Below are 21,692 nucleotides of genomic sequence, written 5' to 3' on the forward strand. Positions count from 1 at the left end.
TTCTCAAAATCATAAAAGTTGTCTATTGCGCCGCTGGGCACACAGCCAGCGGTAAAGGGTAAAGAAAGGGGTTTAAATGCGGATTTACGCACGCTGGATTGGAGCGCTGCTGCTGAGCATGCTGGCGCTGAATGCCTTTGCTGATAGCGATCGCGGCTGGCAGCCCATCAATGAAACGATTCGAAAAAGCGATCACGATCCGCGCAGTTATCAGGCCATCACGCTGACTAACGGTATGACGGTGTTGCTGGTGTCTGACAAAGAAGCGCCTAAATCACTGGCCGCACTGACGTTGCCTATCGGCTCGCTGGACGATCCCAATCAGCAGCTTGGGCTGGCGCACTATACCGAACATATGGTGTTAATGGGCTCAAAACGTTATCCGCAACCAGATAATCTGGCCGAATTCCTGAAAAAGCACGGCGGCAGTCACAATGCCAGTACCGCGTCTTATCGCACCGCGTTCTATCTGGAAGTGGAGAATGATGCACTGCAACCGGCGGTGGATCGCCTGGCCGATGCTATTGCAGAGCCTTTGCTCGATCCGGTCAACGCTGATAGAGAGCGTCATGCAGTGAATGCAGAACTCACTATGGCGCGTTCGCGCGATGGCCTGCGTATGGCGCAGGTTGGGGCGGAAACCCTGAACCCAGCGCATCCAGCTTCCCGCTACTCAGGCGGCAACCTTGATACGCTGCGCGATAAGCCAGACAGCAATTTGCATCAGGCCTTGACGGATTTTTATCACAGCCACTATTCCGCCAATCTGATGAAAGCGGTGATATACAGCAACAAATCGCTGCCAGAAATGGCCGACATTGCGGTCCAGACTTTTGGACGAGTGGCTAACCATCAGGCCATCGTGCCGAAAATCGAAGTGCCGGTGGTAACCGATGCGCAGAAAGGCATCATCATCCACTACGTGCCCGCCCAACCGCGTAAACAGCTGAAAGTTGAATTCCGCATCGCCAACAACAGCGACCAGTTCCGCAGCAAAACCGATACGTTGATCAGTTACATCCTGGGCAACCGCAGTAAAAACACCCTTAACGACTGGCTGCAAAAGCAGGGGCTGGCCGACGGTGTGAATGCCGGTGCCGATCCGATGACGGACCGCAATAGTGGCGTGTTTGCCATCACGGTCTCCCTGACCGACAAAGGCCTGGCACAGCGTGATGAAGTGGTGGCGGCGATCTTTAGCTACCTCGACATGCTGCGTAGTAAAGGCATCGATAAGGACTATTTCGATGAGGTATCGCATGTGCTGGCGCTGGATTTCCGCTATCCGTCGATCACCCGTGACATGGATTACATTGAATGGTTAGTGGATACCATGCTGCGCGTGCCGGTGGATCATACGCTGGATGCCCCTTATCTCGCGGATAACTTTGATCCTGCGGCGATCAAATCTCGTCTGGATGAGATGACACCGCAAAATGCCCGCATCTGGTATATCAGCCCAAATGAGCCGCACAACAAAGAAGCCTATTTTGTGAATGCGCCTTATCAGGTCGATAAAATCAGTGATGCACAGTTCAGTGACTGGCAGCAGCGCGGCGCGCAGATCCAACTGTCGATGCCGACGCTGAATCCGTACATCCCTTCTGATTTCTCCATTATGCCTGGCGATGGCAAAACGTATACGCATCCGGTGGCGCTGACCGACGGTGACAGCATGCGCATCTACTGGATGCCAAGCCAGTTCTACGCCAGTGAACCAAAGGCAGCCATTACTCTGGCACTGCGCAACAAAGCGGCAATAAGCGACGCGCGTCAGCAGGTATTGTTTGGTCTGAATGATTATCTCTCCAGCGTGGCGCTGGATGAGTTGAACTCGCAAGCGTCAGTGGGGGGGATCAGTTTTTCTACCGGTGAAGATGACGGCATTGTGTTCAGCGCCAGTGGTTTTACCCAGCGTCTGCCGGAGTTACTGAAAAAACTGGTTGAGGGCTATGCCAGCTTCCAGCCGGACGCACAGCAACTTGAACAGGCGAAATCCTGGTATCTGGATCGACTGGAAGCAGCCGAGAAGGGCAAAGCCTTCGAGCAGGCGATTCAGCCGATGCAGATGCTGTCACAGCTGCCGTATACCCAGCGTGAGACGCGCCGCAAGTTGGTGAAAGACCTGACGCTGAAAGACGTGACGGATTACCGTGATGCCTTACTGCGCAACGCCACGCCGGAAATGATGGTGGTGGGCAACCTCTCCGCCGATCGCGTTAAACAGCTGGGCACCGATCTGCAACAGCAGTTGCACAGTGATGGTCACAGTTACTGGCACAGCGATTACGTGGTGATCGATAAAGCCATGAAGGCCAACCTGCAAACCGCAGGAAGCAGCACGGATTCTGCACTGGCAGCCCTCTACGTGCCACTGGGTTACGACGAGTATCAAAGCATGGCCAACAGCACCATGTTGAGCCAGATTGTCCAACCCTGGTTCTATAACCAACTGCGCACCCAGGAACAGCTAGGCTATGCGGTGTTCTCGTATCAGATGCCGATTGGTCGCCAGTGGGGGATTGGCTTCCTGCTGCAAAGCAACAGCAAGCAGCCGGCCTATCTGATGCAGCGTTTTGAGGCGTTTTATCCGCAGGCTGAACAACGCCTGCGCGACATGAAACCGGAAGATTTTTCCCAGTATCAGCAGGCGCTGATCAACGACTTAAAACAGCGCCCGCAAACTCTGGATGAAGAAGCGAATCGCTATAGCCGTGACTTCAACCGGCAGAATTTTGCTTTCGATACGCGTGAAAAAGCCATCGAGCAGATTCAAAAGCTCACGCCGCAGGGCGTGGCAGATTTCTTCCATAAAGCGGTGCTGGAACAGCAGGGCATGGCGATGATTTCGCAGATTGGCGGCAGCCATGATGGCGCCACCAAGGATGATTATGCACCTCTGCCGGGCTTCACGACCTGGGATCAGGTGGAGAAGCTACAGCAATCCCTGCCGGTTAAGAGTGACGCGCAATGAGTCTGATTCAGCCGCCAGAACCGCTCAATCCGCTGACGCTGCCGTTGCGTGGCGAGCGGCTGATTGAGGCGTCTGCCGGAACCGGCAAAACCTTCACTATTGGTCTGCTTTATCTGCGGCTTTTGTTGGGGCTGGGCGGGCAAAATGCCTATGCCCGGCCACTGTCGGTCGAAGAAATTCTGGTCGTGACCTTTACCGAGGCGGCCACTGCAGAGTTGCGCGGACGTATCCGTGCCAACATTCATGAGCTGCGGCTGGCCTGCATTCGCGGTACCAGCCGCAATCCGATGCTGATGCAGTTGCTACAGGAGATGCCGCAACCTGCAGAAGCGGCATCGCTGCTGCTGGCTGCAGAGCGGCAGATGGATGAAGCGGCGATCTTTACCATCCACGGCTTTTGTCAGCGCATGCTCAATCTCAACGCTTTTGAATCCGGCATGCTGTTTGAACAGCAGTTGATTGAAGATGAACAGCAACTGCTGCGTCAGGCCACTGCCGATTTCTGGCGTCGCCACTGTTATCCACTCTCGCTGGATATCGCCCGCGTGATTGTCAGTGAGTGGAGTGGCCCGGAGCAATTGCTGGCGACGTTGCGGCCATGGCTGCAAGGCGAATCACCTCACCTGCGTTTAGCGCCCGCTGACGACGAAACGCTGACGACGCGCCACAAAGAAAACCTGGCGCGCATTAACGCGATGAAAGCCGAGTGGCGCGCGGTGGGTGAAGAGGTGCTGACGCTGGTGGGACAGTCCGACGTGGACAAACGCAGCTACAGCAGTAAAAATCTGCCGGTGTGGGTGAGTAAAATCAGTTTCTGGGCACAGAGTGAAACCCTGGATTACCAGGTACCCGCAGAGCTGGCGCGCTTTGGTCAACGGGTGCTGGAGGAGAAAACCAAAAAAGGCCATCCTCCGCACCATGCCCTGTTTGCGGCCATCGACCTGTTTCTGTCCCAGCCCATTTCACTGCGCGATTTGCTGATTGCGCGCGCGCTGGTGGACATCCGCGCCGCCGTGCGGAAAGAGAAACGCCAACAGGCGCTGCTGGGTTTTGATGATCTTCTGAGTCGGCTGGATGATGCTTTACAGCAGCCAGCAGGAGATATGCTGGCGCAGGCGATTCGTCAGCGTTTCCCGGTGGCGTTAATTGATGAGTTTCAGGATACCGATCCGCAGCAATACCGCATTTTCCGTACGCTCTACGGCAATCAGCCTGACCATGCATTGCTGTTAATTGGCGATCCAAAACAGGCTATTTACGCCTTTCGTGGCGCAGACATCTTTACCTATATTCGCGCGCGTAATGAAGTGAGCGCACATTACACCCTGGACACAAACTGGCGCTCTTCGCCAGCGATGGTGGAGAGCGTCAATCAGCTGTTCACTCGGCTCGGTTCGCCCTTTGTCTTTGATGCCATCCCTTTCTTGCCGGTGCGCTTCGCTGAACCGAATCAGACGCTCTCACTAACCCTTGATCACCAGGAGCAAGCGGCACTGCGTTTTTGGCTGTTGCCGGGAGACGGGTGCAGTGTAGGCGATTATCAGCAGGCGTTAGCACGACAGTGTGCGGCTGATATCAGCCACTGGTTACAGGCAGGGCAGCAACAGCGTGCATTGCTGGGTAAAGCGGCCGCGCAGCGCCCAGTGCAGGCATCGGATATTACGGTGCTGGTGCGAAGCCGCAACGAAGCCAATCTCATCCGTGAAGCACTCAACCAGCTTGGCATCCCCTCGGTCTATTTATCGAATCGCGACAGCGTGTACACCACGCCAGAAGCGCGCGAGTTGCTGTGGTTATTGCAGGCGGTGCTGGCACCCGAACAGGAGCGCATGCTGCGCACGGCGCTCGCCACCTCGCTGTTTGCCTTTGATGCGGCACAGTTGGATGCATTGGATCAAGATGCGCGCGGCTGGGATGAACTGGTAGAGACCTTTGCCCGCTGGCAACTGCTGTGGCAACAGCGTGGCGTATTACCGATGCTGCGCCAGCTGATGCAGGAACGTCAGTTGGCAGAAAATCTGCTTGCCTCAGAAAATGGCGAACGCCGCCTGACCGATTTGCTGCATCTGGGCGAATTGATGCAGGAGGCGGCGGCACAGCTCGATAGCCCGCATGCATTGGTGCGTTATCTGGCGCAGCAGATAGCCAGCCCGGACAGTCAATCGTCCAGCCAGCAGTTGCGTCTGGAAAGCGATCGCCATTTGGTGCAGATCGTCACCATCCATAAATCCAAAGGACTGCAATATCCGCTAGTTTGGCTGCCGTTCGCCGCCGGATTCCGCGAGGCGGATACCGCGCTGTATCACGATCGCGACAACTTTGAAGCGGTGCTGGATCTGCAGGCCGATGATGCAAGCCTGGCGATGGCCGAGCAGGAGCGTTTGGCCGAAGATCTGCGCTTGCTGTACGTGGCACTCACCCGTTCGGTGTATCACTGCAGCGTCGGCGTGGCGCCGCTGTTTCGCGGTACGCGTAAAAAAGAAGGTGAGAGCGATCTGCACAAAAGCGCTCTGGGCCATCTATTACAGCGCGGTGAAGCGGCGACAGCGGAACAACTGGGCGCTTTACTCAATCAGCACAATGTCGCGGGTACCGAGGTGATGTACGTGCAGGATCTGGGGGCCGAACGCTGGCAAGCGCCTGATCCCGCTCATGACAGATTGGCTGCCCGCACCGTTAGCCGCACGCTGGTGGAACCCTGGCGCGTCACCAGCTACTCCGGCTTGCAGCAGCACGGTAGCCAGCGACTACTTGATGTGATGCCGCGTTTCGATCTGGAAGCCGCAGGCGAAGAGCAGCAGGAAGAGATCGCTGAAGCCGCACTGACGCCGCACCATTTTCCACGCGGCGCCGCACCAGGGACTTTCCTGCATGAACTGTTCGAATCACTCGATTTCCCTCAGCCCCCAACGGCGGCATTGCTGGAGCAGCATCTGCAGCAGAATGGGTATCCATTGTACTGGCAACCGATGCTGACTGATTGGATCGCGCGCGTGGTGAGCACGCCGCTCAACGATCAGGGGATACAGCTCGGTCAGGTACAGGCCAGCGATCGACTCGTGGAGATGGGCTTCTACTTGCCGATTGACGGTTTGCTGACCGCGAATGATCTGGATGCGCTGATCCGTCAGGATGCTTTATCGTCCGATGCGCCGCCGCTCGATTTTCGTCAGGTGCAGGGGATGTTGAAAGGCTTCATTGACCTGGTGTTCCGCTGGCAAGGCAAATACTACCTGCTGGATTACAAATCCAACTGGCTGGGCGACAGCCACGAAGCTTATACGCCAGCAGCGATGAGACAGGCGATGATCGACCACCGCTATGATTTGCAATATCAGCTCTACACGCTGGCGCTGCATCGCTATCTGCAACATCGCCTGGCAGATTATGACTATGAGCAGCACTTTGGCGGCGTGTTTTATCTGTTCCTGCGTGGCATGGATGGCACTTCACCGGCCAACGGCGTATTCCACACACGGCCAACTCTGGATTTTGTTTCACAACTGGATAGCCTGTTTCGCGGGCAGGGAGCCACGGCATGAATGGCATTGCAGCGCTATTGCAACAGGCGGTTGAGCTACGTTTACTGCGTTCACTGGATGTTCAGTTCGCACTGTTACTGGCGGATGACACGCAGCCAGCACGCCTCCTTGCGGCTGCCTGTCTCAGTGCGGAAGCGGGTGAGGGGCACGTCTGTTTACCGCTGTCACAGTTGAGCCGTGAAGGGTTATTCAAGGGCCGTCACCCTGAACTGGCGCAGGCCATCTGGCTGGCGGCGGGCGAACCGCAGGACTGGACGCAAATTCTGGCTGGCTGGCCTGCTCTGAGCAACAGCAAAAACGAGCAGGCAGCACCGATTGTACTAACCGAAGGCCGTCTTTATCTGCATCGTCTCTGGCACCACGAAGGGCAGGTGGCGCGTTTCTTTCAGGCGCAGTCTGCTCCGCAGGCATTTCCTGATGGAGAGGTGCGTACTGTACTGGATAACCTGTTTGGTACTGAGCCAGATGACTGGCAAAAAATCGCGGCGGCGGTGGCGCTAACGCAGAAAACAGCGGTGATCTCGGGCGGCCCCGGCACCGGGAAAACCACCACCGTGGCAAAACTGCTGGCGTCCTTGATTCGCCTGAGCCACGGCGCGCTGCGCATTCAGCTGGCCGCCCCGACCGGAAAAGCGGCGGCGCGTTTAACCGAATCGCTCGGTAAAGCGTTGCAAAAACTGCCGGTCAGCGACATTGAGCGCCAACGCTTCCCTGCGGAAGCTACCACGCTGCACCGTTTGCTCGGTGCCCAGCCCGAAACCCAGCGCTTGCGCTATCACGCCGGTAACCTGCTGCATCTGGATGTGCTGGTGGTGGATGAAGCCTCAATGGTTGATTTGGGCATGATGGCCAATCTCATCGCCGCACTGCCACCTCAGGCGCGCGTGATTTTTCTTGGTGACCGCGACCAGTTGGCGTCAGTAGAAGCCGGTGCGGTACTGGGCGATATTTGCCGCTGCGCGGAAGCGGGATACAGCGTCGCGCGTGCCGCCCAGCTGAGTGCGTTAACCGGTTGCCAGGTTGAAGGCCACGATGATGACAGCGCGCCAGCCGTGCGCGACGCCATCTGCTTATTACGCAAGAGCTATCGCTTCGATGCTAACTCGGGCATCGGCAAGCTTGCGGCTGCGGTCAATGCAGGCGAGCCAAAGGCGGTTGAGGCCGCATTTAACGCGGGCTTCAGCGATATATCACGCCAGCCACTCAATGATGGCGAGGCCTATCAGGCAATGCTGAATGATATCGCGGAAGGCTACCGTCCGTTCCTGCGGCTGGTGAGCCAGCGAGCACAGCCCGCAGAGATTCTGCACGCATTTGGGCGATATCAACTGCTGTGCGCACTGCGAGAAGGGCCGTTTGGCGTGCAGGGATTGAATCAGCGTATTGAGCAAAAACTGATGCAGCTGCAGCTGATTCGTCGTCCACAGGGTGGCAGCCGCTGGTATCAGGGGCGCCCGGTGATGGTGACACGCAATGACAGTGCGCTTGGGCTGTTTAACGGCGATATCGGGATGACTTTGTTAGATGACGAAGGGCTACTGAAGGTTTTCTTCCCGTTACCCGATGGCAGCATTAAAGCGGTGCAGCCGAGCCGGTTACCGGCGCATGATACGGCCTGGTCGATGACGGTGCATAAATCGCAGGGGTCGGAGTTCGACCATACAGCACTGGTGATGCCGGCACAGTTTTTACCGGTGCTCACTCGCGAACTGATCTACACCGCCATTACTCGTGCGCGCAAACAGTTAACGCTCTACAGCGATGAAAGCGTGTTTCGCCGTGCGGTGCAGTTACGCACCCAGCGTCGAAGCGGATTGCTGGATCGATTGAGCGGGGAGTCATTCTGAGCCGGGGTTGAGGCCGGTATAGAAACCGACCTCAGCTCAGTGCGGGTGTTTTATTGGATGCGCGTGGATGCGCATCCTAATAACGTTATCAGTCAAATGCGTTGGGCAATTCCAGACCTTCGAGCGCAGTCTGACATTCTCTGCTCTTCTGCCGCATTCACCGCCATTAGCGCAAATCCGCCATCAGCACTTTCGAACGGCGCTGATAGTTATACATCTGCTTCTTACTCTCCGGCAGTGATTCAATATCAACCGGCGTAAAGCCGCGTTCCTGGAACCAGTGAATACTGCGGGTGGTCAGCACAAACAGCTTCTTCAACCCCATCTGACGTGCCTGCAGCGCCACACGCTCCAGCAACAGCTCGCCGCGTGAAGAGCTGCGGTAATCGGGATGCACCGCCACGCAGGCCATTTCACCAATCTGCTCATCCGGGAAAGGATAGAGCGCGGCACAAGCGATGGTCAGATTGTCGCGCTGAATAATGGTGAATTTGTCGATCTCCATTTCCAATTGCTCGCGCGAACGACGCACCAGAATGCCTTGTTGCTCCAGCGGGCGAATCAATTCGAGAATGCCGCCAATATCGTTGATGGTGGCGCGACGAATCTGCTCGGCGGACTCCATCACAATCTGCGTACCAATACCGTCACGCGAGAACAGTTCCTGAATCAATGCGCCATCTTCCTGATAACTGATCAGGTGGCTACGACGTACGCCGCTGCGGCAGGCTTTCACCGCGCCACGCAGGAAACGCACGGTGCCCGACAGGAAATCACCATCGTTTTCCATCTCATCGATGCGCGCCTGCGCTTCGTTGGGGAACAGCTCAGAGATAATGGTGCCTTCGCGGTTGGTGACGCCTTGTTCAGAGCAGAAGCCAATCATTTTCTCGGCTTTTAGCTTGATCGCCAACTGCGTGGCCACTTCTTCGGATGTCAGGTTAAAGCTTTCACCCGTCACCGACACCGCGACTGGGCCGAGCAGCACAATGGCATCATTATCCAGCTGACGATGGATGGCTTCTTCATCAATACGACGAATACGGCCGCTGTGGCAGTAGTCCACGCCATCATCGACGCCCAGCGGCTGGGCAATAATAAAGTTACCGCTCACCACGTTGATGTGCGCGCCTTGCAGTGGGGTGTTATTCAGGCTCATCGACAGTCGCGCGGTAATGTCGAGTTGCAAACGTCCGGCGGCCTGCTTCACCAGTTCCAGTGATTGAGCATCAGTAACGCGCGTATGTTTGTGGTAAATCGGTTCCAGCTGCTGTTGCGCCATGCTGGCATCAATCTGCGGTCTGGCACCATAGACAACCACCAGGCGAATGCCGAGACTATGCAACAAGCCAATGTCGTTAACGATGTTGGAAAAGTTCTCATGCTCGATAGCTTCGCCGCCAAGCATAATGACAAAGGTCTTGTCACGGTGGGCATTTATATAGGGAACGGTATGGCGAAAACCCTGAACCAGTTCAGTACTACGTTCCTTCACGGCAAACCCTCTGTGAATGTTTATTCGTAATTTGTGTATTTTTATGCTCTTTTGCCGGCTATTGCAAGCGCCGGGCCTGACGTTACTTTACGATTTTCCTGATGCAACCCATGCTAACAGCCTGCATTATCTGGTTTTTCTGGCAAAACAACCCACGGCTTGCTAAGCAAAGTTTTCGCCTTCCTCTCGTCAATTGACGATATTTTAGACACTACACGGCAGTTGGAGCGGCATGTCTCAGGCTTTTACACGACGACGATTATTGCAGGGCGCGGGTGCGCTCATGTTATTAAGCGTAACGCGAACCGGGCTGGCGGCCAGTCAGCATATTGTGGCGGTGCGCATCTGGCCTTCGTCAACATACTCCCGCGTGACGCTGGAATCGAATGTTCCCCTCAAATACAAACAGTTCACTTTGAGCAATCCCGATCGCCTGGTGATCGACATCGATAACCTGCATATCAATCCGGTTCTGAAAGGGGTGGATAAGCAAGTGCGCGTTGACGATCCCTATATCAAACATGCGCGAGTTGGCCAGTTTGATGCCAATACGGTGCGCGTGGTGCTGGAACTGAAGCGCAACGTTGCACCGAAGATCTTCACGCTGGCACCGGTTGCGGGCATCAAACATCGCTTAGTGGTCGATCTCTATCCGAGCCAGCCCTCGCCGGAAGAGGATCCGCTACTGGCGTTACTGAACGATTACAACCAGGGCGACCTTGAGCGCGATCAGCCGGCGCAAGCGCCTTTACCGGGCAAAGCGGGGCGCGATCGTCCGATCATCATCATGATCGATCCTGGCCACGGCGGCGAAGATCCCGGCGCGCATGGCAAATACAAAACGCGTGAGAAAGACATTGTGCTGAAGATTGGTCGCTACCTGAAGGCGTTGATCGACAAAGAGCGCAACATGAAAGCGTATATGACGCGTAACGAGGATGTGTTTATCCCGCTACGCGTGCGGGTAGCGAAAGCGCGTAAACAGCGTGCCGATCTGTTTGTCTCGATTCATGCCGATGCCTTTACCAGCCGTGCGGCGCGGGGTTCGTCGGTGTTTGCGCTCTCGACCAGCGGTGCAACGTCTACGGCTGCACGGTTCCTGGCGCAGACCCAGAACGAATCAGATCTGATTGGTGGTGTAAGCATGAGCGGTGACCGCTATCTGGATCACACCATGTTCGACATGGTGCAGCGGCAGACCATTAGCGATAGCCTGAAATTCGGCAAAGAGGTGTTATCGCGTATGGGTCACATCAATCATCTGCATAAACGCACGGTGGATCAGGCGGGGTTTGCGGTGCTCAAAGCCCCGGATATTCCATCGATTCTGGTGGAGACTGCGTTTATCAGCAACGTCGAGGAGGAGCGAAAGCTGCGCACACCGCGTTATCAGCATCAGGTGGCTGAGGCGATTCTGCATGGGATTAAAGCGTATTTTGATAAAGGTGCGGTGCTGGCGCGTCGCTAAGAAGAGGGCGGCCGCTGTGCCGCTTTTTTACGGGAAGCCAAAAACAAAAAAACACCCGTTAAGGTGCTTATCTGTAATTGGTTGCGGGGGCCGGATTCGAACCGACGACCTTCGGGTTATGAGCCCGACGAGCTACCAGGCTGCTCCACCCCGCGTCCGTCTGCCGCGTTAGCGACTTTTCACATTGTATTCTTCTTAAGACAATTGGTTGCGGGGGCCGGATTCGAACCGACGACCTTCGGGTTATGAGCCCGACGAGCTACCAGGCTGCTCCACCCCGCGTCCGTCTGACGCGTTACACGACTTTCAAATTGTCTCTTCACTTAAGAAGAATTGGTTGCGGGGGCCGGATTCGAACCGACGACCTTCGGGTTATGAGCCCGACGAGCTACCAGGCTGCTCCACCCCGCGTCCGTGGATGCGCACTATACTCTCGACGCGCGGCGATGCAACCTCTTTTTGTGTTAAAGCCTTAAATTTACAGCCAGTTGGTGATTAATAGTGCCATTGGGCGATTAATTGTACAGATGTGAGCGCGGTAGCCCGAGGTGGATTTCATTCTCTCTGCCCCTTTGCTATCGTCGCGGTGCAAACAACCGAGAAAAAGAGAAAGTGATGAAAGGACATTGGGCGAAGTATGCACTTACTGGCGCGTTTCTCGCGCTGTTAGCGGGTTGTAGTTCTAAACCGACTGACCGTGGTCAGCAATATATCGATGGCAAGCTGGAGCAACCGCTCGGGCTGGTCAATGAACCGAATGCCAAAGGGCGTCCGGTGAATGGCAGAGATTTTGGTGTGCAGATCCAGCAGATTCAGAGTGCCTCAAGCGGCTTATACAGTCGCAACACCGGCACTTACAGCGCAATCCAGAACTGGTTGCTCTCCGGCGCGGATACCCGTCAGCTGAGCCAGTTTGGCCTTAACGCTTATCAGATGGAAGGCACCGATAACTACGGTAATGTGCAGTTTACCGGCTACTACACGCCAGTGGTGGAAGCACGCTACACGCGTCAGGGAGAGTTCCAGTATCCCATTTACCGCATGCCACCGCGCACACGCGGTCAGAAGTTGCCGAGCCGTGCTTCTATATACAGTGGCGGACTTGATGATCGTTACGTGATTGCCTGGAGCAACTCGCTGATCGACAACTTTATGATGGACGTGCAGGGCAGCGGTTACGTTGACTTCGGTGATGGTCGTCCACTGCGCTTCTTCGGCTACGGCGGCAAAAATGGCTGGGCCTATCACAGCATCGGCAAAGAGCTGATCGATCGCGGTGAAGTGAAGCGTGAAGATATGTCGATGCAGGCGATTCGTCAGTGGGCACAAGAACATACGCCGGAACAAGTGCGTGATGTGCTGGAAACCAACCAATCCTTCGTGTTCTTTAAGCCGGAAGAGTACGTGCCGGTGCGCGGTGCCAGTGCGGTGCCGCTGATTGCCAAAGCCTCGGTGGCATCCGATCGTTCATTGATTCCCGCAGGCACGGCATTGTTAGCGGAAGTACCGCAGTTGAACGAGAAGGGCAAATTTAACGGCAAGTATGAGATGCGCCTGATGGTGGCACTGGATGTGGGTGGGGCGATCAAAGGCCAGCACTTCGACATCTATCAGGGTGTCGGTCCGGACGCTGCGCACCTTGCCGGATTCTACAACCACTATGGACGCGTTTGGGTGCTGAAAGCCGCGCCAGGTGCAGGACAGCCGCTGTTCAGCAATCCGCAAAATGGCAATAATGGTTCACTGATTATCGGGGCGAATTGATATTCTTCCCTGCGGCAAATCAGCGGGAGTATTCAGCTGATTTGCCATGGGTCGACAGTCTTCGCGATCCAATGCGTCCATCACTGTTTCTGTAGGGTGCGCATTCATGCGCACCGCATCAAAAGGTTTGATATGAAAGTAGTCAGCGATGCCTGGCGGCAACGTTTTGGCGGTACGGCACGTCTGTATGGGGAAGAGGCGCTGCAGCGTTTTGCCGACGCCCATTTTTGTGTGATTGGTATAGGCGGTGTCGGTTCGTGGTCTGCCGAAGCGTTAGCGCGCACCGGGATTGGTAAAATCACGCTGATCGATATGGACGACGTCTGCATTACCAACACCAATCGCCAGATCCACGCTCTGCAAGGCAAAGTAGGACAAGCGAAAACCGAGGTGATGGCGGAGCGTATTCGCGCCATAAATCCTGAGTGCGAAGTGATCTGCATTGATGATTTCATCACGCCGGATAACACCGCTGAGTTACTGTCAGCGGGTTTCGATTACGTGATTGATGCGATTGACAGCGTGCGCCCGAAAGCGGCGTTGATTGCCTGGTGCCGCCGTAACAAGATTCCGTTGATCACCACTGGCGGTGCGGGCGGGCAAATCGATCCCACGCAGATTCAGGTCAGCGATTTAGCCAAAACCATTCAGGACCCGCTGGCGGCGAAACTGCGTGAGCGTCTGAAAAGTGATTTTGGCGTCACCAAGAACAGCAAAGGCAAGCTAGGGATTGATTGCGTATTTTCCACTGAGGCGCTGGTCTATCCGCAGCTGGATGGCAGCGTCTGTAGTTCGAAAAGTACCGCTGATGGTCCCAAACGCATGGACTGTGCGGCGGGCTTCGGTGCGGCCACTATGGTGACCGCCACTTTTGGTTTTATCGCAGTCTCGCACGCGTTGAAAAAATTCCTTGCACGCGCGGCGCGTCAGGCGGCTTGATGTGTCCGCGCGTGGCGCTGCACTGCATCTGCTAACGCCTGTAAACCACTGCTGCGCGAGGCGCTAAGCTGCGCATGCAGGCCTAAGGTATCAAACAACGCCAGCGGATCTTGTGCTAACAGATCCGCTGGCGTTTTGCCTTCCACCGCCGTCAGCAGCACTGCCAGCAAACCGCGTACGATGCGGCCTTCACTGTCACCGTAAAAGTGCAGCGTGCCGTTCGGCAGCCGTTGGCTGCTCAACCAGACACGATTTTCGCAACCGCTCAGCTCAATAGCTGCCGTCTTCACCTCATCTTCCAGAACGGGCAACTGGCGGCTGAGCTGGATCAACTGGCGATAGCGATCTTCCCACTGATGAAAATGGGTAAACTTTTCGGTCAGGCTGGCTTCAGTAATCACATCGCCAAAAGGATGTGGGCCGATCAGGGTAGTCATAACGTTATTCACTCAACAGGTCTACGGCATGATGCATGGCGCGCACCAGCGCATCCACATCCTGCAAATTATTATAGGGCGCGAATGACACGCGCAAGGTGCCGCTGACACCCAGTGCCGCCATTAATGGCTGGGCACAATGCTGTCCGGCGCGCAGGGCGATGTCTTGTTCTGCCAGCAGCGTAACAATATCGCTGTGATGAATCTCCGCGATATCAAACGCCAGCAGACTGGCATTACCACAACGAAAACTGCGAAAGCCGGGAATCTCGCTTAATTGCTCTTCGGCGAGGCTGGCCAGTTGCTGGCTCCACATCTCTGCTTTTTCAGCGTGGTGATGCGACAGCCATTCCAGCGCCGCGCTCAGGCCCACCACACCAGCCACATTGGGTGTGCCCGCTTCGAACCGCCATGGCACCGCCTGCGGTGTAAAGCCATCGAAGTCGACGTGCGTCAGCATTTTGCCGCCGCCTTGCCACGCATCCATCTCGTCCAGCAACTCGGCTTTGCCATATAGCGCGCCGATGCCCATTGGGCCATACAGCTTATGCGCGGAGAAGGCATAAAAGTCGATGTCCAGCGCCTGAACGTTGGGGGGAGCATGCACCACGCCCTGTGCGCCATCTACCATCACTTTGGCGCCAACATGATGCGCCAGGGTAATTGCCTGTGCCAGATCCGGGCAGCCACCGGTGACATTCGACATTTGCCCAATCGCCAGCAGCTTAGTGCGTGCATTAAGTAGATCAGGCAGCAAGCGGATATCGGGTAGACGATCTGCACCAATCGGCCATTTCACCACCTTCGCGCCAGCAGCTTGCGCCACCATTAACCACGGCACCAGATTGGCGTGATGCTCCGCCTCGCTCACCACAATCTCATCACCGGGTTGTAAGCGCGGTGCCAGCCAGCTGTTGGCTACCAGATTGATAGCCTCCGTGGTGCCACGCGTCCAGACAATCTGGCGGTCTTCACCCGCCTGCAGCCATTTGGCCACCCGGCCGCGCGCTTGTTCATACTTCTCCGTCAGGTCGCGTGCTGATTTGAACTGGCTGCGATGCACGGTACCTGCGCTCAAGCTATAGAACTGCGACGTGGCGTCGATCACCGCCTGAGGCTTCAGGGCAGTGGCTGCGCTATCAAGATAAACGCCCGCATCGCTTAATGCAGGAAACTGCGCACGGAAGGCGGTTGGGGAGAAGATGGTCATACGAAACCCACTGTGTTCAATTTTAGGACCAGGCTGAAACCCGGCCGATTCGCTGGCAAAGCTGGAAAAGCGCGTTATGCTAATTATTGCAAGGTTTGAACCGCAACCCGCATAACGAATCGACCTTAACTAGTCGATTTCACTTTTTGCTGCCTCTGGTCAGCGCTTGCGGGTGGTTTAATGCAATCAATCTGCAAGGAGATAGAAGATGAAAAAACTCGCCGCAGTGCTGGCCGTGTGTACCATGGCCTTTACCCTGGCTGCTTGTTCCAGCAATTATGTCATGCATACCAATGATGGTCGCACCATTGTAGCGGACGGGAAACCGAAAGTTGACGATGAAACCGGTATGATCAGTTATAAAGATGCCAATGGCAACGAGCAGCAGATCAATCGTACAGATGTGAAAGAGATGGTTGAGATGGGTCAGTAAGCAGCAAGCCAAAAAATTTCCCGGAGAAATTTTTACGTCGCTTCAGTGACGGCCCTAATGGGGGTACACAGGGATGTGTAGGACAAAAAAAAGCACCGCAATTTGCGGTGCTACATAAAATCACTTGGACAGACAGGGTAAATCTACAGGAATTAAAAGTTTGATCTGCAATCGTCAGATCAAAATGCAAACACAACATCACGACCACAAGCCAAAAGCTCTCCAAAAGTCTGCGATCTCTCGCACGTTTCCAGAAATCTTTTCGTTCCGGCTCAGGAAGTGCGGCAACTATAGGTATTTGCTGGAGCTTCCTCAACGGACAAATTATAATGTCTCGGATTAAAATAACTAATACGTAACGACCTTGTATAAGTCGGACTGTTACCTTGTGAATCCGCTGATGGAAAACCATGTCTAAACGCCTTCCACCGCTTAATGCTTTACGCGTCTTCGATGCTGCAGCCCGCCATTTAAGCTTTACAAAAGCCGCTGAAGAGCTGTTTGTCACCCAGGCAGCTGTTAGCCACCAGATTAAATCTCTGGAAGATTTCCTCGGTCTTAAGCTATTTCGACGGAGGAATCGTTCGCTTTTGCTGACAGAAGAAGGTCAAAGCTACTATCTGGATATTAAAGAGATCTTCTCGGCTATCAACGATGCGACGCGTAAACTTCAGGCGCGCAGCGCGAAGGGTGCCTTAACCGTCAGTCTGTTGCCCAGCTTTGCCATTCAATGGCTGGTGCCACGTCTTTCCAGCTTTAATATGGCTTATCCGGGCATCGATGTGCGTATTCAGGCGGTGGACCGCGATGAAGAGAAACTGGCCGATGATGTTGATGTGGCGATTTTCTATGGTCGCGGTAACTGGCCGGGCCTGCGCGTTGAGAAACTGTATGCCGAATATTTGCTGCCGGTCTGCTCGCCCATGTTTCTGACTGGCGACCATCCGCTTAAAACGCCCGCCGATCTGGCGCACTTTACGCTGCTGCATGATGCTTCGCGCCGCGACTGGCAATCCTATATCCGTCAGCTAGGATTGCAGCACATTAATGTGCAGCAGGGGCCGCTCTTTAGCCATAGCGCGATGGTGCTTCAGGCGGCGATTCACGGCCAGGGCGTGGCGCTGGCGAATAATGTGATGGCGCAGAGTGAAATTGAAGCTGGACGGCTGGTCTGTCCATTTAATGACGTGTTAGTCAGTAAAAACGCTTTTTATCTGGTTTGTCATGACAGCCAGGCAGAACTGGGTAAAATAGCCGCCTTTCGTCAGTGGATCCTGGAAAAAGCCGCAGCTGAACAAGAAAAATTCCGCTTTCGCTACGATCACTAACGCGTTGAGTGCTGCACAGTGATGTGCAGTTTCATCCTGAGGAACAATGAATGTCCAGTCGTGCCATGTTTGTGTTTGCCGCCATCAGCGGATTTCTGCTGGTGGCCTTTGGTGCTTTTGGGGCACACGTGCTGAGCAAATCGCTCGGCCCGGCGGAAATGGCGTGGATCCATACCGGTCTTGAATATCAGGCCTATCACACATTGGCGGTGATCGGTCTGGGTGCAGCCATGCTGCGCCGCGCCAATATCTGGTTTTACTGGAGCAGCGCCGCGCTGGCGCTCGGCACCGTGTTATTCAGTGGCAGCCTTTATTGCTTAGCGCTGTCACACTTGAAGTTTTGGGTTTTTGTTACGCCAGTGGGAGGATTGTTTTTCCTGATTGGCTGGTTCTTGATGTTGATTGGCGCATTGCGTCTTAAACGAAAGGCGGATCGCCATGAATAAAGTTTTACTCTATTGCCGTCCTGGCTTTGAGAAAGAGTGTGCGGCGGAGATCAGTGCCAAAGCCGCTGAGCGCGAAGTATACGGTTTTGCCCGCGTTAAAGATGATTCCGGCTACGTGCTCTATGAGTGCTATCAGCAGGAAGATGCGGAAAAGCTGATTCAAACACTGCCGTTTGCCGAGCTGATTTTCGCCCGTCAGATGCTGGTGGTAGGCGAACTGCTGCGCGATTTACCGCCAGAAAATCGTATTACCCCGATTGTCGGCATGTTAACGGGTGTGGTGGAGAAGGGCGGTGAGCTGCGCGTTGAAGTGCCGGATACTAATGAAGCGAAAGAACTGACCAAGTTTTGCCGTAAGTTAACCGTGCCGCTGCGCGCCAGCCTGCGTGAGAGTAAAATCCTGCTCAACTACGAATCGCCAAAACGCCCAGTGATACATGTGTTCTTTATTGCTCCGGGTACCTGCTATGTCGGTTATTCGCTGCCAGAGAACAACTCCCCGTTCTATATGGGGATACCGCGCCTCAAGTTCCCGTCGGATGCCCCAAGCCGTTCAACGCTGAAACTGGAGGAAGCGTTTCATGTCTTCATCCCGGCCGATGAGTGGGATGAGCGTTTGGGCAGCGGCATGTATGCCGTGGATCTGGGTGCTTGCCCTGGCGGCTGGACTTATCAACTGGTCAAACGCAGCATGTGGGTGTACGCCGTAGATAACGGTCCGATGGCCCCCAGCCTTATGGATACCGGGCAAGTCACGCACTGCCGTGAAGATGGTTTCAAATACCGCCCATCGCGCAATAACATCAGCTGGCTGGTGTGTGACATGGTGGAAAAACCCGTTCGCGTCGCCAGTTTGATGACGGAGTGGCTGGTCAATGGCTGGTGCCGTGAAGCAATCTTCAACCTCAAATTGCCAATGAAAAAGCGTTATGAAGAGGTCACGCAAAATCTGGCTATGATGGATGCGGCGTTGAAAGAGAAGGGAGTGAATGCCCAGATTCAGGCGCGCCAGCTGTACCACGACCGTGAAGAGATTACTGTGCATGTGCGCCGGCTTTGGGCAGCGGTTGGCGGCCGTCGCGACGAACGCTAATCCTGCTTCATACTTTGCACTACAGCCGCGTTGGCTGCGCTTGCTCGCCCCGGTCACATACTGATGTATGCTCCCGGGGACTCTCGCACTTGCCGCCTTGCTGCAGCACAAATTTTTTCGCAGGATGCATTTTGCATTTCCCGTCATACTTCGCGCCACAGGTGCGTTGGCTACGTTTATACGCCCCAGTCACATACTGATGTATGGTCCCGGGGACTCACGCACTTGCCGATCCTGCTTCATACTTTGCACTACAGCGGCGTTGACTGCGCTTGTTCGCCCCAGTCACATACTGATGTATGGTCCCGGGGACTCACGCACTTGCCGATCCTGCTTCATACTTTGCACTACAGCGGCGTTGGCTGCGTTTGTTCGCCCCGGTCACATACTGGCGTATGCTCCCGGGGACTCACGCGCTTGCCGCCTTGCTGTAGCACAAATTATTTCGCAGGATCTCTAGGGGTATCATCATAAAGGCGCAATTTTTTGCACCTATCACCTATCGAGAGATTGGTGAGTTTAACAAGCTGGGGGGCTGCACCCGGCATTCACGCCTTATACCGCAACGTATTTAAATTCCCCTGCAAGACCAAATCGTGTTTAAGCGTTGAGACCTGGCGGCAAATCTCAGCTATCTGCTGATGATCGCGCAATTTTTTCTGCCACTTTTCAGGAACCTGGTCGAATTGCTGATAAATAGCTTCAAGGGTGCCGAACTGCGTGAGTAAATCGCGGGCGCTTTTAGAGCCAATGCCGGTGACGCCGGGAATTTTGCTACTGCTGATGCCGCACAATCCCCAGTAATCAGGTAATTGTGCAGGCGTGACGCCAAACTCGTGCTCGATGAAAGGCACGTCCAGCCAGCGTTTTTGGAAATAATCACGGATGCGGATATTCGGCGCTAAAAGCTGGCAATAACCTTTGTCGGTGGAGACGATAGTTGCCTGATGTCCGGCATCGGCCATTTTCACCGCCAGCGTGGCGGCGAGATCGTCGGCTTCATCGAGATCGGCGACCCAGCAACGCACGCCGACAGCCTCAAAGGCCTGCTGGATAACGGGCATCTCCATCTGCAAATCATCCGGCATCGGTGGGCGGCCCGCTTTGTAATCGGGTAGCAGCTGATGTCGCCAGCCAGGGTGACGATCGTGGCTATCAAATACCGCGACGACGTGCGTCGGTTGCGTGTGGCCTAATAGCTGATTCAGCGCTGCGATGCAGGCTTCGCGGCAGGGCGTGCCTTGTACGGCATGCAAACGGCGGATCAGGTTCAGCGCATCAATAATCAGAAGATGAAACGACATAGTGATAGTGGCAGCCCGCAGGCTGCCTTCCTGATGGGTTATTTAATGATTTCGTAGCAGGGGATGTAGGCGCTGCCTGGCAACTTCATACGCTGCTGAGCGACGAAGCCCTGCAGCAGTTCATCCATGCGATGCATAATGTCGGCGTCGCCGTGCAGTTTGTAAGGCCCCTTCTCGCGGATTTCGCGAATGCCGACCTCCTTAACGTTGCCGGCAACAATACCAGAGAAAGCGCGACGCAAATCTGCAGCCAGTTTTTCCGCTGGCTGGTTCGGGAACAGTTTCAGGTTAGCCATGTTTTCGTGCGTCGGTACAAACGGTACCTGCAACTCTGGCGCGATGCGAATCGACCAGTTAAAACTGTAGGCATCGCCAGTTTCGCGACGATACTCTTTGACCTGCGGCATGGCCTTCTTCATCAGACGTGCCACTTCAGCAGCATCATCAATGATGATCTTATAGTGCTTACGCGCGGTTTCACCCAGCGTATTAACGATGAAATCATCCAGCACCCGGAAGTAGTCGGCGCTCTCTTTCGGGCCGGTGAGAATCAGCGGCAGGACCTGGTCGCTGTTGTGTGGATTCATCAGGATCCCCAACAGATACAGCAACTCTTCTGCGGTGCCGACACCACCCGGGAAGATCACGATGCCATGCGCAATACGCACAAACGCCTCAAGACGCTTTTCGATATCCGGCATGATGATCAGTTCATTCACCAGCGGATTTGGTGGCTCAGCCGCGATAATTGACGGTTCGGTCAGGCCAATGAAACGACTGTCGTGGTAGCGTTGCTGTGCATGACCCACTGCGGCACCTTTCATCGGCGCTTCCATCACGCCAGGCCCACAGCCGGTGCAGATGTTGAGTTCACGCAGGCCCATTTGTGTGCCAACATTGCGGCAATACTGATACTCCACTGCGTTAATCGAGTGACCACCCCAGCACACCACGGTATTGGGATATTCACCAATGTGCAGCGCGCGCGCGTTACGCAGAATTGAAAACACCTGATTCGTGATGTGAGCGGAATCGTCAGCGTTTTTATGATCGCTGCGCTCAAGTTGGCCATTCACAAACAGAATATCGCGTAGCACGGCAAACAGGTTGGCCTGCAATGAGCGGATAATACGGCCATCAACAAAGGCTTCTTCCGGCGGATTAATCAGTTCGAGTTTGACGCCGCGCTCACGGCGCAGCACGTTGATGTCGAAATTTTCAAAACGCGAGAGCAGTTCCTGACTACTGTCGGTCTGGCTGCCGGAGTTGAGCACCGCGAGTGAGCAGTTGCGAAAAAGCTGGTAAAGGTCGCTGCTGGCCGTTTGCTTCAGCATGTCGACTTCCAACTGGGAGAGCAGATCCATTGAGCCAAGCGGGCTGATATGTGTAATCAAGAGAACTCCTTTACACGC

At 55.1% G+C, this 21,692-nt stretch carries 15 protein-coding genes and 3 tRNA genes; 10 read left to right on the top strand and 8 right to left on the bottom strand.

Annotation, left to right across the window (positions count from 1 at the left end):
- Nucleotides 1-76 precede the first annotated feature (76 nt).
- The 3 genes from ptrA to recD are packed head-to-tail and all read left to right on the top strand — an operon-like array spanning nucleotide 77 to nucleotide 8,363.
- Nucleotides 77-2,974 (top strand): pitrilysin, encoded by a 2,898-nt coding sequence (gene ptrA, locus LH22_RS06600; protein ID WP_038645097.1) that lies wholly within the window; start codon nucleotides 77-79, stop codon nucleotides 2,972-2,974.
- Nucleotides 2,971-6,516, top strand: a complete 3,546-nt coding sequence (gene recB / locus LH22_RS06605) for an exodeoxyribonuclease V subunit beta (RefSeq protein ID WP_038645099.1) — start codon at nucleotides 2,971-2,973, stop codon at nucleotides 6,514-6,516. Before ptrA ends, recB begins: the two co-directional genes overlap by 4 nt.
- Complete coding sequence (gene recD / locus LH22_RS06610) at nucleotides 6,513-8,363, top strand: exodeoxyribonuclease V subunit alpha (RefSeq protein WP_038645101.1); 1,851 nt, start codon at nucleotides 6,513-6,515, stop codon at nucleotides 8,361-8,363. Before recB ends, recD begins: the two co-directional genes overlap by 4 nt.
- Nucleotides 8,364-8,529: 166 nt before the next feature.
- Here recD and argA read toward each other — a convergent pair whose 3' ends face one another.
- Entirely contained in the window at nucleotides 8,530-9,858 is a 1,329-nt protein-coding gene (argA, locus tag LH22_RS06615; protein WP_034823094.1) for an amino-acid N-acetyltransferase, read from the bottom strand.
- 232 nt (nucleotides 9,859-10,090) lie between these two features.
- Between argA and amiC the strand changes: the two genes are divergently transcribed.
- Complete coding sequence (gene amiC, locus LH22_RS06620; RefSeq protein WP_038645103.1) at nucleotides 10,091-11,326, top strand: N-acetylmuramoyl-L-alanine amidase AmiC; 1,236 nt, start codon at nucleotides 10,091-10,093, stop codon at nucleotides 11,324-11,326.
- A gap of 78 nt (nucleotides 11,327-11,404) precedes the next feature.
- On the opposite strand, the gene LH22_RS06625 is transcribed toward amiC, so the two are convergent.
- The 3 genes from LH22_RS06625 to LH22_RS06635 form a co-directional block, all read right to left on the bottom strand.
- Nucleotides 11,405-11,481, bottom strand: a tRNA-Met gene (locus LH22_RS06625).
- Nucleotides 11,482-11,531: 50 nt separating this feature from the next.
- A tRNA-Met gene (locus LH22_RS06630) sits at nucleotides 11,532-11,608 on the bottom strand.
- 52 nt (nucleotides 11,609-11,660) lie between these two features.
- Nucleotides 11,661-11,737: transfer RNA gene (locus tag LH22_RS06635), tRNA-Met, on the bottom strand.
- Between the two features lie 204 nt (nucleotides 11,738-11,941).
- On the opposite strand from LH22_RS06635, the gene mltA reads away from it, so the two are divergent.
- Together mltA and tcdA are read left to right on the top strand one after the other, a co-directional pair.
- Complete coding sequence (mltA, locus tag LH22_RS06640; protein ID WP_034823090.1) at nucleotides 11,942-13,090, top strand: murein transglycosylase A; 1,149 nt, start codon at nucleotides 11,942-11,944, stop codon at nucleotides 13,088-13,090.
- Nucleotides 13,091-13,222: 132 nt separating this feature from the next.
- Nucleotides 13,223-14,029: a tRNA cyclic N6-threonylcarbamoyladenosine(37) synthase TcdA gene (gene tcdA / locus LH22_RS06645; protein ID WP_038645106.1), complete on the top strand. Its 807-nt coding sequence runs from the start codon at nucleotides 13,223-13,225 to the stop codon at nucleotides 14,027-14,029.
- On the opposite strand, the gene csdE is transcribed toward tcdA, so the two are convergent.
- On the bottom strand, nucleotides 14,017-14,466 hold the full coding sequence (csdE, locus tag LH22_RS06650; RefSeq protein ID WP_038645108.1) for a cysteine desulfurase sulfur acceptor subunit CsdE: 450 nt from the start codon (nucleotides 14,464-14,466) through the stop codon (nucleotides 14,017-14,019). The two genes, tcdA and csdE, sit on opposite strands and share 13 nt — an antisense overlap.
- A gap of 4 nt (nucleotides 14,467-14,470) precedes the next feature.
- Nucleotides 14,471-15,676 (bottom strand): cysteine desulfurase CsdA, encoded by a 1,206-nt coding sequence (csdA, locus tag LH22_RS06655; RefSeq protein ID WP_038645110.1) that lies wholly within the window; start codon nucleotides 15,674-15,676, stop codon nucleotides 14,471-14,473.
- 208 nt (nucleotides 15,677-15,884) lie between these two features.
- Between csdA and LH22_RS06660 the strand changes: the two genes are divergently transcribed.
- The 4 genes from LH22_RS06660 to rlmM all read left to right on the top strand — a co-directional run bounded on the left by LH22_RS06660 (nucleotide 15,885) and on the right by rlmM (nucleotide 18,976).
- Entirely contained in the window at nucleotides 15,885-16,109 is a 225-nt protein-coding gene (locus LH22_RS06660) for a YgdI/YgdR family lipoprotein (protein WP_034823084.1), read from the top strand.
- 410 nt (nucleotides 16,110-16,519) lie between these two features.
- Nucleotides 16,520-17,437 carry a transcriptional regulator GcvA gene (locus LH22_RS06665; protein WP_038645112.1) on the top strand — a complete coding sequence of 306 codons (918 nt, stop codon included), beginning with the start codon at nucleotides 16,520-16,522 and terminating at the stop codon, nucleotides 17,435-17,437.
- A gap of 50 nt (nucleotides 17,438-17,487) precedes the next feature.
- Complete coding sequence (locus LH22_RS06670; RefSeq protein WP_034823080.1) at nucleotides 17,488-17,883, top strand: DUF423 domain-containing protein; 396 nt, start codon at nucleotides 17,488-17,490, stop codon at nucleotides 17,881-17,883.
- On the top strand, nucleotides 17,876-18,976 hold the full coding sequence (gene rlmM / locus LH22_RS06675; RefSeq protein WP_038645115.1) for a 23S rRNA (cytidine(2498)-2'-O)-methyltransferase RlmM: 1,101 nt from the start codon (nucleotides 17,876-17,878) through the stop codon (nucleotides 18,974-18,976). The genes LH22_RS06670 and rlmM overlap by 8 nt, the downstream gene beginning before the upstream one ends.
- A 548-nt stretch (nucleotides 18,977-19,524) precedes the next feature.
- On the opposite strand, the gene xni is transcribed toward rlmM, so the two are convergent.
- Nucleotides 19,525-20,280 carry a flap endonuclease Xni gene (xni, locus tag LH22_RS06680; protein WP_038645116.1) on the bottom strand — a complete coding sequence of 252 codons (756 nt, stop codon included), beginning with the start codon at nucleotides 20,278-20,280 and terminating at the stop codon, nucleotides 19,525-19,527.
- Nucleotides 20,281-20,318: 38 nt separating this feature from the next.
- Nucleotides 20,319-21,674: a nucleotide 5'-monophosphate nucleosidase PpnN gene (gene ppnN, locus LH22_RS06685; RefSeq protein ID WP_038645118.1), complete on the bottom strand. Its 1,356-nt coding sequence runs from the start codon at nucleotides 21,672-21,674 to the stop codon at nucleotides 20,319-20,321.
- Nucleotides 21,675-21,692 lie beyond the last annotated feature (18 nt).

The sequence above is a fragment of the Pantoea rwandensis genome (assembly GCF_000759475.1).
Lineage (GTDB): Bacteria > Pseudomonadota > Gammaproteobacteria > Enterobacterales > Enterobacteriaceae > Pantoea > Pantoea rwandensis_B.

Excerpts from the sequence above, each read along its gene's own strand:
- rlmM (WP_038645115.1), top strand. The coding sequence starts at position 17,876 with ATGAATAAAGTTTTACTCTATTGCCGTCCTGGCTTTGAGAAAGAGTGT.
- LH22_RS06665 (WP_038645112.1), top strand. The coding sequence starts at position 16,520 with ATGTCTAAACGCCTTCCACCGCTTAATGCTTTACGCGTCTTCGATGCT.
- xni (WP_038645116.1), bottom strand. The coding sequence starts at position 20,280 with ATGTCGTTTCATCTTCTGATTATTGATGCGCTGAACCTGATCCGCCGT.
- csdA (WP_038645110.1), bottom strand. The coding sequence starts at position 15,676 with ATGACCATCTTCTCCCCAACCGCCTTCCGTGCGCAGTTTCCTGCATTA.
- LH22_RS06670 (WP_034823080.1), top strand. The coding sequence starts at position 17,488 with ATGTCCAGTCGTGCCATGTTTGTGTTTGCCGCCATCAGCGGATTTCTG.
- LH22_RS06660 (WP_034823084.1), top strand. The coding sequence starts at position 15,885 with ATGAAAAAACTCGCCGCAGTGCTGGCCGTGTGTACCATGGCCTTTACC.
- recB (WP_038645099.1), top strand. The coding sequence starts at position 2,971 with ATGAGTCTGATTCAGCCGCCAGAACCGCTCAATCCGCTGACGCTGCCG.
- recD (WP_038645101.1), top strand. The coding sequence starts at position 6,513 with ATGAATGGCATTGCAGCGCTATTGCAACAGGCGGTTGAGCTACGTTTA.
- ptrA (WP_038645097.1), top strand. The coding sequence starts at position 77 with ATGCGGATTTACGCACGCTGGATTGGAGCGCTGCTGCTGAGCATGCTG.
- amiC (WP_038645103.1), top strand. The coding sequence starts at position 10,091 with ATGTCTCAGGCTTTTACACGACGACGATTATTGCAGGGCGCGGGTGCG.
- tcdA (WP_038645106.1), top strand. The coding sequence starts at position 13,223 with ATGAAAGTAGTCAGCGATGCCTGGCGGCAACGTTTTGGCGGTACGGCA.
- csdE (WP_038645108.1), bottom strand. The coding sequence starts at position 14,466 with ATGACTACCCTGATCGGCCCACATCCTTTTGGCGATGTGATTACTGAA.
- mltA (WP_034823090.1), top strand. The coding sequence starts at position 11,942 with ATGAAAGGACATTGGGCGAAGTATGCACTTACTGGCGCGTTTCTCGCG.